At 63.8% G+C, this 14,165-nt stretch carries 13 protein-coding genes; 3 read left to right on the forward strand and 10 right to left on the reverse strand.

Features of this window, described 5'->3' with window-relative positions:
* The 8 genes from WB785_RS17015 to WB785_RS17050 form a co-directional block, all read right to left on the reverse strand.
* A partial coding sequence (locus WB785_RS17015) for a virulence factor Mce family protein (RefSeq protein WP_424080482.1) occupies positions 1–1,339 on the reverse strand: 1,339 nt, incomplete at its 3' end.
* Positions 1,336–2,406 (reverse strand): MCE family protein, encoded by a 1,071-nt coding sequence (locus WB785_RS17020; RefSeq protein ID WP_424080483.1) that lies wholly within the window; start codon positions 2,404–2,406, stop codon positions 1,336–1,338. The genes WB785_RS17015 and WB785_RS17020, both read right to left, overlap by 4 nt.
* The gene (locus WB785_RS17025; RefSeq protein ID WP_424080484.1) at positions 2,396–3,448 is read right to left on the reverse strand and encodes an MCE family protein; all 1,053 of its coding nucleotides are present in this window, start codon (positions 3,446–3,448) and stop codon (positions 2,396–2,398) included. Before WB785_RS17025 ends, WB785_RS17020 begins: the two co-directional genes overlap by 11 nt.
* Positions 3,448–4,650 carry an MCE family protein gene (locus WB785_RS17030; RefSeq protein ID WP_424080485.1) on the reverse strand — a complete coding sequence of 401 codons (1,203 nt, stop codon included), beginning with the start codon at positions 4,648–4,650 and terminating at the stop codon, positions 3,448–3,450. Before WB785_RS17030 ends, WB785_RS17025 begins: the two co-directional genes overlap by 1 nt.
* Before the next feature lie 7 nt (positions 4,651–4,657).
* Entirely contained in the window at positions 4,658–5,500 is an 843-nt protein-coding gene (locus WB785_RS17035) for an MlaE family ABC transporter permease (RefSeq protein WP_424080486.1), read from the reverse strand.
* A gap of 4 nt (positions 5,501–5,504) precedes the next feature.
* The gene (locus WB785_RS17040) at positions 5,505–6,269 is read right to left on the reverse strand and encodes an MlaE family ABC transporter permease (RefSeq protein ID WP_424080487.1); all 765 of its coding nucleotides are present in this window, start codon (positions 6,267–6,269) and stop codon (positions 5,505–5,507) included.
* A 264-nt stretch (positions 6,270–6,533) separates the two neighbouring features.
* Entirely contained in the window at positions 6,534–7,445 is a 912-nt protein-coding gene (locus WB785_RS17045) for a 3-oxoacyl-ACP reductase (RefSeq protein WP_424080488.1), read from the reverse strand.
* 96 nt (positions 7,446–7,541) lie between these two features.
* Positions 7,542–7,733 (reverse strand): ferredoxin, encoded by a 192-nt coding sequence (locus tag WB785_RS17050; RefSeq protein ID WP_424080494.1) that lies wholly within the window; start codon positions 7,731–7,733, stop codon positions 7,542–7,544.
* Between the two features lie 179 nt (positions 7,734–7,912).
* Between WB785_RS17050 and WB785_RS17055 the strand changes: the two genes are divergently transcribed.
* The 3 genes from WB785_RS17055 to fadD17 are packed head-to-tail and all read left to right on the forward strand — an operon-like array spanning position 7,913 to position 11,727.
* The gene (locus WB785_RS17055; RefSeq protein WP_424080489.1) at positions 7,913–9,094 is read left to right on the forward strand and encodes an acyl-CoA dehydrogenase; all 1,182 of its coding nucleotides are present in this window, start codon (positions 7,913–7,915) and stop codon (positions 9,092–9,094) included.
* Positions 9,095–9,117: 23 nt separating this feature from the next.
* A complete protein-coding gene (locus WB785_RS17060; protein WP_424080490.1) occupies positions 9,118–10,215 on the forward strand; it encodes an acyl-CoA dehydrogenase family protein in 1,098 nt (365 codons plus the stop codon).
* 3 nt (positions 10,216–10,218) lie between these two features.
* Positions 10,219–11,727, forward strand: a complete 1,509-nt coding sequence (gene fadD17 / locus WB785_RS17065) for a long-chain-fatty-acid--CoA ligase FadD17 (protein ID WP_424080491.1) — start codon at positions 10,219–10,221, stop codon at positions 11,725–11,727.
* A gap of 21 nt (positions 11,728–11,748) precedes the next feature.
* Here the strand turns inward: fadD17 and WB785_RS17070 are convergent, their stop codons facing one another.
* Both WB785_RS17070 and WB785_RS17075 read right to left on the reverse strand, forming a co-directional pair.
* On the reverse strand, positions 11,749–13,443 hold the full coding sequence (locus tag WB785_RS17070; protein ID WP_424080492.1) for a nitric oxide reductase activation protein NorD: 1,695 nt from the start codon (positions 13,441–13,443) through the stop codon (positions 11,749–11,751).
* Positions 13,440–14,165, reverse strand: a 726-nt coding sequence (locus WB785_RS17075; protein ID WP_424080493.1) for a CbbQ/NirQ/NorQ/GpvN family protein, incomplete at its 5' end; no start/stop codon positions are given. The genes WB785_RS17075 and WB785_RS17070, both read right to left, overlap by 4 nt.

The raw sequence follows: 14,165 nt of genomic DNA on the forward strand, positions 1-14,165 counted from the left end.
GACCGAACGCGCCCGATGCGGGTACGGGCCCGGGCGGCGGGGCGCCATTCGGGACTGGCGGGACCAACAAGGCCTGCAAGTCTGTCGGGCTGGGCGGGTGAACACCGGGGGCCGGTATCCATTTCAGGTCTGGAATCGGTGTCTGCGCCTTGGCTTGGGTGGCCGGGGTGTCGTAGATGATCTGGCCCTTGTAGGCCGTAATCGAATTGAGCGGGTGGAACATGATCGGCGGGTAGTTGAAGGTCAGGCGACGCAGCGGCGGGCCCAACCGCTCCCGGCAGATCTCAGCCCGCTTGTAGTACTCCGGTGCCGACAGCCCGGCGGGCGTCTCGAATGAGCCGCCGCAGATGAACTGGACCGGGTTGGAGAACTCCGGGATCGACAACAGGCCGTTCAACGTGCCCTGGGCGGGGTCATAAATGTTGTAGAAGTTGGCGATCCCGGGGCCTGCCACGTGCAGGACTTGTTCGATGTCCCCGCTCTGATCACTCAATACTTTGGTTAAGTCATTGAGCTTGTCGACCGTTCCGATCAGTGTCGAGTTGTTCTGTTGGAGAAAACCTTTGACATCCACCAGCGCTTGGTTAAGCGTGGCCAGGGTCTGGTCGAGATGATTTGAGCTCTTGGCAAGCACCTGCGACACCGATGCCACATGGCCGGAGAATGCGACGATCTGTTCGTTGCTCGACGACAGTGCGGCGACCAGCACCTGCAGGTTCTTCACCGTGCCGAAGACATCGGTGCGCGAATCACCCAATCTGCCAGCGACTTGCGAGAGCTCACGCAGCGCGTTGTGGAATGAGTCGCCGTTGCCGTTGAAGGTGTCTGCGGCCTGGTTGATCACCTTGCCGAGCGGTCCTTGCATCTGTCCGGCCGCGGGACTCAGCTGCTTGGCCAGGTCGCTTAATGCCTGTTTGACCTCGTCCCATTCCACCGGGACGGCGGTGCGAGACAGCTCGATGCTTGCCCCGGCGGGCATCGCCGGTCCTCCCGTGTAGGCGGGAGCCAGCTGGATGTAGCGTGCCGCAACCAGATTGGGCGCCATGATGACCGCCCGAGCGTCCTGGGGAATCTTGACGTCCCGGTCCACAGACATGGTGACTTTTACGTCTTCTGCGCGCGGTTCAATCGACTCGATCTTGCCGACCGGCACCCCGACAACCCGAACCTGGTCGCCGGGATACAGCCCGACCGCCGAGGTGAAGTAGCCCACGATCTTGTTGCCGGTCCGAGCCGGCCACACCAAATACGCACCCACCGCGAGAAAAACGGCAAGCAGCACGGCCAGCGTCAGCCGTGTTCCGCGGCGACGCTCCCTGATAGCAGACAACACGGTCATGGCGACTGCGGCCTAATCCGCCAGCGCTCCTGCACCAGCCCACGGAGGTAGTCGGCGAAGCTGTTCGGAAGCTTGCCCGGCTGGAACACGGCGTCGAACATTATCCCGACCATCGGTGCCGGCAGCACGCTGAACACATTGACGTTGAAGCCGGGACCGGAGCCGACCACCTCCCCGAGCGTGGTCGCGTAAGGGGGCAACCGTTTCAGCGCCTCACTGATGTAGTCACGGCGCTCGTTGAGATTGTCCAGAACCAGGTTGAGCTTGCTCAGCGCCGGGCCGAATTCCTTGCGGTTATCAGCCACGAAACCGGAAAGCTGTAGGGAGACATCATCGATGCCGGCGATCAGCTCGGCCAGCGCTGCGCGCCGCGCATCCAGCGCGCCGAACAACTGGTTGCCATCCAGGATAAGCTTATTAACCTGCCCGGCGCGCTCGGCAAGTATGGCTGTTATCGACTTGGCATGTGCCAGCAGGCTTTCCAATGCCTCGTCGCGGCGGTTCAACGTGCGAGACAGCGATGTCACACCGTCCAGCGCGCCGCGCAGTTGCGGGGTGGCGTCGTGCAGGGCGTCGGTGAGAACCTGCAATGACTTCTCGAACTGGGGCTTATCCAAGTCGCCTGCGTTGTGGCCCAGATCCTCCAGCGCGGAGCCCAAGGCATACGGCGTCGTCGTCCTGCTCAGCGGAATCGTGGTGGCGGTACCGGAGCCTGCCGGCGTCACCGCGATCGACCGCTGCCCGAGGATGGTCTCGGTTCGAATCGCCACCAGCGATTGGTTGCCGACATTGACGTGACGATTGACGGTAAACGTCACCTTGGCGGTGTCGCCGGCCAATCCCAGCGATTGCACCTGACCGACCTTGATCCCCGACACGTAAACGTCGTTTCCAGGGGCGAGCCCGCCTGCGTCGCTGAAGTAGGCGGTGTAAGACCGGCCCTGCGGCCAGAACGGCAGCCCGGTATAGCCGAACGCAACCAAAACAATGCAGAAGACCAGGACCACACCGAAGATGCCGGTGCGGAGGGGGTCCCTGTCTTGTCTGCGATTTGGCTTACTTGGCAAAAGCGCACCTCCCCTTGCTGGGATCCGGCTGTCCGCCCATTGGGATTGAGATGTCGCTACCGGCCGGCCCGTTGATCTTGATCGTCACCGAGCAGAAGTAGATATTGAAGTACGCCCCGTACGCGCCGAGCGCGGACAGCCGCAGATAGTCCTCGCCGAGTTGCTCAATGTCGTTGTCCACCTCGGCCTTTCGATCGTCCAGTTCGGTTGCGATCGGACGGGTGTTCTCGATGACGCCCTGCAGCGGTCGGCGTCCGCGTTTCAGGAAATCAGTCAGATCCGAGGTCGTCGAGGCCAGTGGCGGGATGGCGCCGGCCACCGCGTCGCGTCCCTGCGCCAACCCAGTGATCAACTTCTGCAGCTCATCAACGCTGGTCGAGAACTGTGCCCCCTTGGCGTCCACGGTTGTAAGTACGGCGTTGAGATTATTGATCACATCGCCGATCACCTGATCACGCGCACCTAACGTCGACCCGAATGAATTGGTGTTGGCCAGCAGATTGGACAGCGCTCCGCCCTGACCCTGCAGCAGGTCGATCACGTAGCTGCTGACCGTGTTGATCTTGTCGGCGTCCAAGCCCTTGAGCACCGGGCGCAGGCCGCCGAGAAGCGCATCGAGATCCAGCGCCGGCTGGGTGTGCTGCTGGTCGATGGTCGCCCCCGGCCGGAGTTTGCGCAGTTCTCCTGGGCCCGAGGTGATCTCCAAAAACCGGTCACCGACGAGGTTGTCGTAGCGAATCACGGCACGGGTCGACGAGTACAGCGTGTATCGCTTGTCGAGTCCGAAAGTGACGTCCACAGTGTTGTTTGGGTTGAGCGTGACACCCTTGACCGAGCCCACCGGCACCCCGGCGATGCGGACCTTCTGGCCCCCCTTCAACCGCGTCGCGTCGATGAAGTTGGCGTGGTAGGTGTTCTCCGGTCCGAACCGGAACTCGCCAAAAATCACGACCAACCCCACGGCCACCAAAAGCATCGTCACGGTGAAGATGCCGACCTTCGCCAACATCGAACGATGTGATTCGTAACCTCCGTCGGCCATCAGAAGTCGTCCCGTTCTGCGAACGACCCGTGGAACAACCACTGCAAGGTCGAGGGCGCGTCCACTTGCATTTCGGTGAACGGCTCGTAGGGGATGTAGGCGTTGTCGGTGACCAGGAACGGTGCCCGATACCAGGACCCACCGCTCTGCTTGGTCGGAATGTCAGGCAGGCCACGGCAGTTCGGGCCACCGGAGGCGTTGACGATTGGCAGGCTCTCCGGGTACGTGTACGACGGGGCACCCAGGATGAAGCTCGACGAGGTGAACAGGCCCGCCTTGCGCACACCGAGCAAGGGTGCGAATTCCTCGATACCGCGCTCGATCCCGGCGAACAGACAGCCGAATTCCGGTGAGTAGTCCCCGGCCACCTTCAGCGGGGCCCGCAGGCGCTTGATGGCCGCAATGAAATCCTGCTCGGCCGGCGCCAACGTGTCATAGGCGTTGTTGGACAACCCGATCGCCGCCAGCAGGCTTTGATTCAAGTTGCTCTGCTGATCCACGACCGTTCGGGCGATCGTTGGCGTGTTGTTGAACACAGTGACCAGATCAGGCGCCGCGTCGGCGTAAATGTTGGACACCGTGGCCGTCCTCTGGAAATCCTTCTGTAACGTCGGCAATAGCGGATTCGTCTGCTGTGTAAGGGTATTCAGTCCCGACAGCAGGGCCCCCAAGTCGTTGCCGTGTCCGCGCAAACCCTCGGCCAGCGCGCTCAACGTCCCGTTCAGCTCGACCGGGTCGATCTTGTGCAACAAGTCGGTGAGCGACTGAAACAGCGTGTTGACTTCCAGCGAAACCGCCGAGGTGGCCAGGTGTGCGCCGGGACGAAGCGAGGTCGTCAATGGTGACTTGGGTGGAATGAACTCCACCGACTTGGCGCCGAAAATCGTGTTGCTGGCGATGTGGACCGGCGCATTGGCCGGAATGTAGCGCAGCTCGCCGCTGTCGATCGCCAGCGTCAGCTGCGCCTGGTTGTTGGTGTAGCTGATGTTGTCGACCTTGCCGATCTGGATGCCGCGGTACTTGACCTTTCCGCCGCGGTCCATCACCAGCCCGGCGCGCGGCGCGGTGACAGTAACGGTGTCGAACGATGAAAAAAACGAGGTATAGGACAGGTAGGTCAGCACCACAAAGGCCGCCAACACACAGGCCAGCAGCGCCGCTGCCAGCCTGACGTGTGTGCGTTGCGCCCCGGTGCTTGCCATCGTCCCCCTACCCGGAAAGGTTGAAATTACCGGATGCGCCGTAGACCGCCAGCGAGATGAACAGAGTAATAACAACGACGACGATCAGCGACGTCCGCACGGCTTGGCCGACTGCCAGACCGACACCCACCGGACCGCCAGAAGCGTTGTAGCCGTAGTACGTATGGATCAGCATCACTCCAATCGACATCACGATGGCTTGCAGGAAGGACCACAGCAGATCGGTGGGTATCAGAAACGTGTTGAAGTAATGGTCATACAAACCGGCCGACTGCCCGTTGATGAACGTCGTGGTGAACCGCGCGGCGAAAAACGACGCCAGCACCGCCAGCGAATACAGCGGAACGATTGCGATCAGACCGGCGATCAGCCGGGTGGACACCAAATACGACACCGAGTGCACGGCCATCGACTCGATGGCGTCGATTTCCTCGGCGACCCGCATTGCTCCCAGCTGGGCGGTGGTACCGGCGCCGATGGTGGCGGCCAACGCGATACCGGCCACCACCGGTGCGACGATGCGGACGTTGAGAAACGCCGACAGGAATCCGGTCAACGCCTCGATGCCGATGTTGCCCAACGATTCGTAACCCTGTACCGCGATCACACCGCCGGACGCCAAGGTCAAAAACGCTGCGACACCCACTGTTCCGCCGATCAGGACCAACGCCCCAGTTCCCATTGTCATCTCGGCGATCAGCCGGATCGTCTCTTTGCGGTAGCGGGTGAGCGCGTTCGGGATGTAGCGCATCGATTCGCCGTAGAACAGCGCCTGTTCGCCGAAATTGTCTAGCGGCCCGGCGAACCGGGAGAAGAAGCGGCGAATGCGTAGCGAGGCGTCGTAACTCATACGGTCACCGGGACAGCACCCGAACGCCGATTGCCGTCATGATCACGTTGATCACGAACAGGCAGATGAACGCGTACACCACCGTCTCGTTGACGGCCACTCCCACACCCTTTGGGCCACCTTTGACCGTAAGCCCGCGATAGCAGCCAACGAGGCCGGCGACCACGCCGAACAACAACGCCTTGATTTCAGAGAGCACCAGCTCGCCGAGGTGGGTGAGCACGGTAAGCCCGTTGACGAACGCACCGGGGTTGACGCCCTGCAACAGGACGGAGAACACGTAGCCGCCGGCGATACCGATCGCCGAAACCAGTCCGTTCAGTAGCAGTGCGACGAACGTCGATGCCAGCACCCTGGGCACCACCAGGCGCTGGATCGGATCGATGCCCAATACCCGCATGGCGTCGATTTCTTCACGAATGGTGCGAGCGCCCAGGTCGGCGCAGATCGCAGTGGCGCCCGCTCCGGCCACCACCAAAACGGTGACGACGGGTCCGAGCTGGGTGATGGTGCCGAATGCGGTGCCGGCCCCGGACAGGTCGGCGGCACCGATTTCGCGAAGGAGAATGTTGAGCGTGAATGCCACCAGGACGGTGAACGGAATGGCGACCAGCAGGGTGGGGACCAGCGAGACTCGGGCGATCATCCAGGTCTGGTCGAGGAACTCGCGGTACTGAAAAGGTCGACGAAATATCGCGCGGAAGGTTTCCAGCGCCATTTCCACGAACCCGCCCACGGCCCGAGCCGGGACCGCGAGCTGTTCGATCAACCTGGTTTCCCTTCTCGCGCGGGGTGCCTGCAAGCTCAGAGCGAAGCTCTGCATCCCCGGTTGGCGCGCCTTGACTTCTTTCTCAGCCGACGGCGCTCCGCGTGAGCCGGATCATCGTAACTAGAACATGTTCGCAGTGTCAAAGAACGGCAAAATTAGACAAAAGTTAGTAGTTTTGCCAGGTCAGAACCATTGTGGTGAAGCCCATCCTGCAACGTGTTCTAGTTCGCTCGAAACGATACACGTGTCTAATAACTCGGACGATTACTCCATTACCCCGGTCGCGGCGAAATTGCGTTCCGGGTCGCGTCCAGCAAAGTAATTCTCTAGCGTCGCGCTCAGCTCTTGCGCCTCCCAGGCCTGCGTGTCGGCGGTGAAGCGTTGCTCGACGCTGGGCGCCGCCACCAGCGTCACTTGCGGGCCGTAGACGATGAATACCTGGCCGTTGACGGCGCTGGCCGCGGGTGATGCGAGGAACCGTACCAGGGTCACCACATGTTCCGGCGAGAGCGGATCGATCTGGCCGTCGCCGACCTCGGGGGCCTCCCCGAACACATCGGCGGTCATCGCGGTCCTCGCCCGCGGGCAGATTGCATTGGCGCAAACTCCGTAGCGGCCCAGCGCCCGAGCCGCCGTCAGGGTCAGCGCGGTGATGCCGGCCTTGGCGGCGCCGTAGTTGGCTTGGCCCACCGGCCCCACCAACCCCGCTTCCGACGAGGTGTTGATGATGCGGCCATAGACCGAGCCGTCCGAATCCTTCGCCTTCTGGCGCCAGTACGTGGCGGCGTTGCGAGTCAGCAGGAAATGGCCGCGCAGGTGCACCGCGATCACCGCGTCCCACTCCTCGTCGGACATGTTGAACAGCATCCGGTCGCGCGTGATCCCGGCGTTGTTCACCACGATGCTCAAGCCGCCCAGCCCGTCGGCGCAGCTGACCAGCTCGTCGGCGGTCGTACGTTGGCTGATGTCGCCGGTGACCGCCACGGCCTTAGCGCCGGCGGCGGTGATCTCCTCGATGACGTCGGAAGCATCCAGTGCTGCGGCGATGTCGTTGACCACGACAGTGGCGCCGGCACGGGCCAAACCAATCGCCTCGGCCCGGCCCAACCCTGCGGCCGCACCGGTCACCACCGCGACCTTCCCGGACAGATCGGTCGCTTTCGTGCTGCTAGTCATCCGTGTACGCCCCTCCTCCTCATCGCTGGCGTCCTCCTCGCCGCTGCGCGGCTGGGGGTGCCCCCACTGCATCGTCGCCGGCGGTTATGAATACCTCTAGTCTTCGCGCTTGAGGGCCGCACGCGGGCATTCGAGGATCGCCTGCTCGGCCAGCGCCTCCTCGTCGGCGGGAATCGGATCGGTCTTTACCACCGCGTAATCCTCGTCGTCGAGGTCGAAGATATCGGGCGCGATTCCCAGGCACACCGCGTTGCCTTCGCAGCGATCGTGGTCGACTATCACCCGCACGGCATCCTCCTTGAACATGGGCTGTGGCTAACTAGGACCCACCATACGACCAGCGGCGAACGCGTTCGGCGAGACGGTCGCTGGACCCTCAGACTAGAACGTGTTACAACCAGGGTGGCGAATGGGTAGCCGTTGATGCAGGCTGCCGCGCGATTCACCTACTACTGGAGGGTGGCCGAATGCGCATCAGTTATACCCCTGAGCAGGAGGAGCTGCGTCGCGAACTGCGCTCGTACTTCGCCAAGCTGATGACCCCGGAACGCCGCGAGGCGTTGAGCTCGACGTCAGGTGAGGTCGGCGAGGGCAACGTCTACCGCGAGACCGTCGCACAGATGGGCAAGGACGGCTGGCTCACCCTGAACTGGCCCAAGGAGTACGGCGGCCAGGACCGCTCGCCGATGGACTCGCTGATCTTCACCGACGAGGCCGCAATCGCCGGTGCACCGGTGCCGTTCCTGACCATCAACAGCGTCGCGCCAACGATCATGGCCTTCGGCACCGAGGAGCAGAAGAAGTTCTATCTGCCCAAGATCGCCTCTGGTGACCTGCACTTCTCGATCGGCTACTCCGAACCCGGCGCCGGCACCGACCTTGCCAACCTGCGGACCACCGCGGTGCGCGACGGCGACGACTATGTGGTCAACGGCCAGAAGATGTGGACCAGCCTGATCGCCTACGCCGACTACGTCTGGCTGGCGGCCCGCACCAACACCGAAGCCAAGAAGCACCGCGGCATCTCGATGCTGATCGTGCCGACCAGCGCCGAAGGCTTCTCCTGGACACCGGTGCACACCATGGCCGGCGTGGACACCAGCGCCACCTATTACCAGGACGTCCGCGTCCCGGTCGCCAACCGGGTCGGTGAGGAGAACGGCGGCTGGAAGCTGGTCACCAACCAGCTCAACCACGAGCGTGTCGCGCTGGTGTCGGCGATGCCGATCATCATGGCGCTCAACCAGGTACGGGAATGGGCGCAGAACACCAAGGACGCCGTCGGCGCCCGGCTCATCGATTCGGAATGGGTGCAGCTCAACCTGGCCCGTGTGCACGCCAAGGTCGAGGTCCTCAAGCTGATCAATTGGGAGCTCGCGTCATCGGATGCGGCCTCGCCGTCGCCCGCGGATGCGTCGGCGGCCAAGGTGTTCGGCACCGAGCTGGCCACCGAGGCTTACCGCCTGCTGATGGAGGTGCTCGGCACCGCGGCCACCTTGCGTCAGGACTCACCGGGAGCGCTGCTGCGCGGCCGCGTCGAGCGGATGCACCGGGCCTGCTTGATCCTGACCTTCGGCGGCGGCACCAACGAAGTGCAGCGCGACATCATCGGCATGGTGGCGCTGGGCCTGCCCCGAGCCAACCGCTAACTCCCCGAAGGATTCACGAGACCATGGACTTTTCCACCACCGAAGCGGCACAGGATCTCGGCGACCTGGTCACCACGATCGTCGACGCGGTGTGCACACCGGAGCATCAACGTCAGCTCGACGGTCTGGACCAAAGGTTTGACCGCGACCTGTGGAGCAAGCTGATCGACGCCGACATCCTGTCCACCGCCGCGCCGGAATCGTTGGGCGGTGGCGGTTTTGGGGTGCTTGAACAGACCGCCGTACTGGTCGGTCTCGGTAGGCAACTCGCGGCTGTCCCCTACCTGGACTCGGTCGTGCTGGCCGCGGGCGCCCTGGCCCGATTCGGTCCATCGGAACTTCAGAAGGAGTGGGGCGAGCCCGCGGTGAGCGGCGCCAAGATCCTCACGGTCGCGTTGGATGGCGAGATGGGCGACGGTCCGGTGCAGGCCGCCCGCGCCGGCGACGGCTACCGCCTGTCCGGAACCCGCACTCAGGTCGGCTACGGCCCGGTGGCCGACGGCTTCTTGGTACCGGCCGAAACCGATTCTGGGACCAAAGTTTTCCTGATCGCCGCCAGCGACCCTGGGGTCTCGGTGACGGCGCTGGGCACCACCGGGCTGGGCAGCATCGGGCACCTGCGCCTCGACGGGGTCGAGGTCGATGGCGGACGAGTGGTCGGCGGCGAGGAAGTCATCAGCTGGATCGCCACGCTGGATAGGCTGGGCCGCAGCGCCTTTCAGCTCGGCGTCCTGGATCGCGGGCTGCAGCTGACCGCCGAATACGCCCGCACTCGTGAGCAGTTCGACCGCCCGATCGGCAGCTTCCAAGCGGTCGGTCAGCGGCTGGCCGACGGCTACATCGACGTCAAGGGATTGCGGCTGACGCTTACCCAGGCCGCCTGGCGGCTCAGCGAGGATCTACCGGCCGACACCGAGGTCGCGACCGCAGCCTTCTGGGCAGCCGACGCCGGACATCGCGTGGCGCACACGATTGTTCACGTGCACGGCGGTGTAGGGATCGACACCGACCATCCGGTGCATCGCTACTTTCTGGCCGCCAAGCAGACCGAGTTCGCGCTGGGCAGTGCAACCGCCGCGCTGCTGCGCATCGGCCGCGAGCTGGCGGACACCCCCGCTTAGCCAGTGACTGCCCCGCTCCCCACCGTCGTCGACTTGCTGCGGCCGCTGGTCGATGTCGAGGATCGGGGCGTCTACTTCGAGGACTCGTTTGTCAACTGGCGCGATCATCTTCGGCACGGCGCCGCTGTGGCCGCCACGCTGCGCGCGCGGCTCGACCCGGCCCGGCCGCCGCATGTCGGGGTGCTATTGGAGAACACGCCGTTTTTTTCCGCGGTCTTGGTCGCCGCGGGCGTGTCGGGAATCATCCCCGTCGGGCTCAACCCGGTACGTCGCGGCGCCGCGCTGACCCGAGACATCGACCATGCCGATTGCCAGCTGGTGCTGGCCGATTCGAATTCTGCTGCGACGCTGGGCGATATCGACCACATCAATGTCGACACAACCGACTGGGCCGACGAGGTCGCCGCACACCATGACGCCGACGTGCGGTTTCAAGCCGCAGCACCCGACGATCTGTTCATGCTGATCTACACCTCGGGCACCAGCGGTGATCCCAAAGCGGTGATGTGTAGCCACGGCAAGGTGGGCATCGCCGGCGTGACGATGACCGAGCGATTCAGCCTCGGTCCTTCCGACGTGTGCTACGCGTCAATGCCGTTGTTTCATTCCAACGCGGTGCTGGTGGGCTGGGCGGTCGCGTTAGCCTGCCGCGGCTCAATGGTGTTGCGACGCAAGTTCTCCGCGTCGGGATTTTTACCGGACATCCGCCGCTACGGCGCGACCTACGCCAACTACGTCGGAAAGCCATTGTCCTATGTGCTCGCCACACCCGAGCGTCCAGACGATGCCGATAATCCGCTGCGTGCGGTCTACGGCAATGAGGGAGCGCCGGACGACGTTGATCGATTCGCGGAAAGGTTCGGCTGCGTTGTCATCGACGGTTTCGGATCGACGGAGGGCGGGGTGGCGATCGGCCGCACACCGGATACCCCGGCAGGCGCATTGGGCCCGCTGCCCGATGGCATCGAGATCGTCGACGTCGACACCGGTCAGCCGTGCCCGGTCGGCGTGGTGGGCGAACTGGTAAATGCTGGTGGCCCAGGGCGTTTCGAGGGCTACTACAACGATGCCGAGGCCGACGCGCAGCGCATGAGAGGCGGCGTCTATCACAGCGGGGATCTGGCATACCGCGACGAAGCCGGCTATGCGTATTTCACCGGCCGGCTCGGCGATTGGCTCCGCGTCGACGGGGAGAACCTGGGGACGGCGCCCATCGAGCGGGTGCTGCTGCGCCATCCGGACGTGACGGAGGTGGCGGTGTACGCGATCCCGGATCCAGCCGTCGGCGACCAGGTGATGGCCGCGGTGGTGATGACGCCCGGCGCCGAATTCGACGCGGATAAATTCCGCGCGTTCCTTGCTGAGCAGACCGATCTAGGACCTAAGCAGTGGCCGTCCTACGTCCGGATCGCAAAGACACTGCCGCGCACCGCGACGTTCAAGGTGATCAAGCGGCAGCTGTCAGCCGAAGGCCTGGACTGTGCCGATCCGGTATGGCAGCTTCGGCGGTAGCTGAAGTGCCGAGATTATGACTCATCTTCTCGACGGTTTAGGCGCGGCCAGTTCCCGCAGAGCAGAAAGAAATAACTCATCCATCTGCGGGCTCAACTCGGCCAGGACTGCAGCGCTTGCGTAGCTGGCGGAGCCGAAGACTCGTTTGAGCGTGTCGGCGGCTGTGGCCGCGCCGAGGGAAAGGCAAAGGCACGCAACGCCATCCACGCGGAGCTCCTCAAGAGCCTTATAGACGTCGGCCTCTGCGTAACGGCCTTCGTAACCATCGTCATAGGGAAAGCCATCAGACAGAACGACCAACAGCCGATTCGGTGTGCCCGCCTCGGCTTTGAGGATTTCCCCTGCGCCACGGATGCCTGCGCCGAGGCGCGTGTACCCCGAGGGTTGGAGCTGGCTGAGCCGGGCTCGCCCGGCCGCGCCGAAAGGCTGTCCGAACGCTTTGATGGCCGGAAGGTGAACCGCATTTCGGCCGTGTGAGCGAAATGCGTAGACGGCGACGCGGTCGCCAAGCTCTTCGAGCGTGACCGCAAGTGTGGCGGCCGCCCGTCGTTGGTGTTCGTGTACCGCGAGGCCGTCCGGATCGCTATCGGTGGCCGAGCCGGAGGCGTCGAGCAAGATCAGGACGCCCAGGTTGCGAGCAAGTTTGCGGCGCTCTAGGTAGACGTCTTCCGGTGGCGAGTAGCCGGACCGCAGATCGGCGAACAAATTGATGAGCGCCTCGATGTCCAGCTCGTCACCCTCAGGTCGGCCGCGAAGAACCTTGGGGCCGAGGCCAACCCGGGACAAACGTCGCCTGAGGACGTTGTCCTGCACAACGCCGGCGGCGGCGACGTCGGCACTGGCCGTCAGCGGAAAGTCGATGACCCGGCACCACTCGGGCCGATACCGGCTGTTGTGTACGTCCCATTCCGGATAGAGAGCGCCGCCTACGCCGACCACGGCACCGGGATTGCCGTCATCGGTGAAATGGATCCGCGTAGGGAGAGGCCGGGTATTCGATCCCGCCGCGTCGACCCGCCGAACGGAGCGCACTTGCAACTCCGCTCCCGCGACGCCGTCCCCGGGGGCACGTGAGCTTCCGAAAAGCTTACGAAAGTAGTCCGATAGAGCGCGCGAGTTGAAGAGCGGATTCTCAAAAAGCTTGAGGACCTTGCTTTCTCCAGACCGCTCCCGGTCCTCGTCATCGTCGGTCTCGGGCAAGTCGATCGGCTCGTACTCCAGGCGCAACTCTTTGTTGGTGGCCTGTGCACCCGGTCCGCGAGAGGAAGTGAGCAATCGGGACGGCCTGATGACACCGAACCATTCCGGCGGGTCAGCAACCATCACTCGGCCTCTCGCCACCTCGAGTGACTCGGCAGCGCTCGCAGTGCTCGGTTGCGCGTCGGCGTGAACCGCGGCTGCAAGTGGGATTTCCCCGGCGAGTTCGGCAAGCACTCGGCAACCTTCGAGGGCCAGGTAGCGGCGCGCCACCGAGGGACGCGCCCGTAAGGCCTTTACCAGCCGCTGATCCAGGCTGCCCGCACCGAGTAGAGCACTCTGAACCAGGAGCTCGCGGCGCTGCTCCGCGACGGGGCGGCCGGCCGACACGAAGATGACTCGGCCATTGGTGTGAGCGGCCTCGCCGGCCGGTGCCTCCGCAACATCGGTAGACCTGCCGGCAATGAAGCTGGCGAGGAGTCGAAATCGGTCAGGGCCGCCGGGACCTGTAGCGGTCACGTCTGAGGAAGGACGGCATCGACGAGTTCGCCAAGGGCGCGTACGACATCCCGATCGTCGGAGAGGACTTGGACGACGGCCGACTGGACAGCGCTGCGCATGCTGAGCCCTTCAGCGACGAGGCTGCCGGCGAGGATCAACATCCGCGTGGAGGAGACTTCACGAAGCGGTGAGCCATCCAGATTTCGAATGGCGTTGCCCAGCTTGACCAAAGCGCTCGCTGTCTCGAAATCGATGCCTGCTTCGCAGGCAACCACCTCCGTCTCGATCTCGACCGGCGGGAAGTCGAGCTCGATGGCGACGAAACGCTGGCGGGTCGACTCCTTGATGTTCTTCAAAACGCTCTGGTAGCCGGGATTATAGGAAATCACCAGCTGGAACCCGGGCGCCGCTTGCAATGTCGTTCCGAGCCGGTCGACCGGAAGCTCACGGCGGTGATCGGCGAGCGGATGGATGACCACTGTGGTGTCCTGCCGCGCCTCTACCACCTCGTCGAGATAGCAGATGGCACCGTTACGCACGGCCCGCGTCAAAGGTCCGTCCACCCAGACGGTTTCGCCGCCCTTGAGCAGGAATCGGCCCACCAGATCTGCTGACGTCATATCTTCGTGTCCCGCAATGGTTATGAGATCGCGTCGAAGCTCGTGAGCCATAGCCTCCACGAACCGTGTTTTCCCACATCCGGTGGGACCCTTCAGAAGTACCGGGAGGCCGCGGCGCGC

Origin of the sequence: Mycobacterium sp., assembly GCF_049585075.1 — a bacterium.
Classification (GTDB): domain Bacteria; phylum Actinomycetota; class Actinomycetes; order Mycobacteriales; family Mycobacteriaceae; genus Mycobacterium.

Bases quoted from the DNA above. Each gene is read 5' to 3' on its own strand.
- WB785_RS17035 (WP_424080486.1), bottom strand. From the start codon at position 5,500: ATGAGTTACGACGCCTCGCTACGCATTCGCCGCTTCTTCTCCCGGTTC.
- WB785_RS17045 (WP_424080488.1), bottom strand. From the start codon at position 7,445: ATGACTAGCAGCACGAAAGCGACCGATCTGTCCGGGAAGGTCGCGGTG.
- WB785_RS17060 (WP_424080490.1), top strand. From the start codon at position 9,118: ATGGACTTTTCCACCACCGAAGCGGCACAGGATCTCGGCGACCTGGTC.
- WB785_RS17030 (WP_424080485.1), bottom strand. From the start codon at position 4,650: ATGGCAAGCACCGGGGCGCAACGCACACACGTCAGGCTGGCAGCGGCG.
- WB785_RS17025 (WP_424080484.1), bottom strand. From the start codon at position 3,448: ATGGCCGACGGAGGTTACGAATCACATCGTTCGATGTTGGCGAAGGTC.
- WB785_RS17055 (WP_424080489.1), top strand. From the start codon at position 7,913: ATGCGCATCAGTTATACCCCTGAGCAGGAGGAGCTGCGTCGCGAACTG.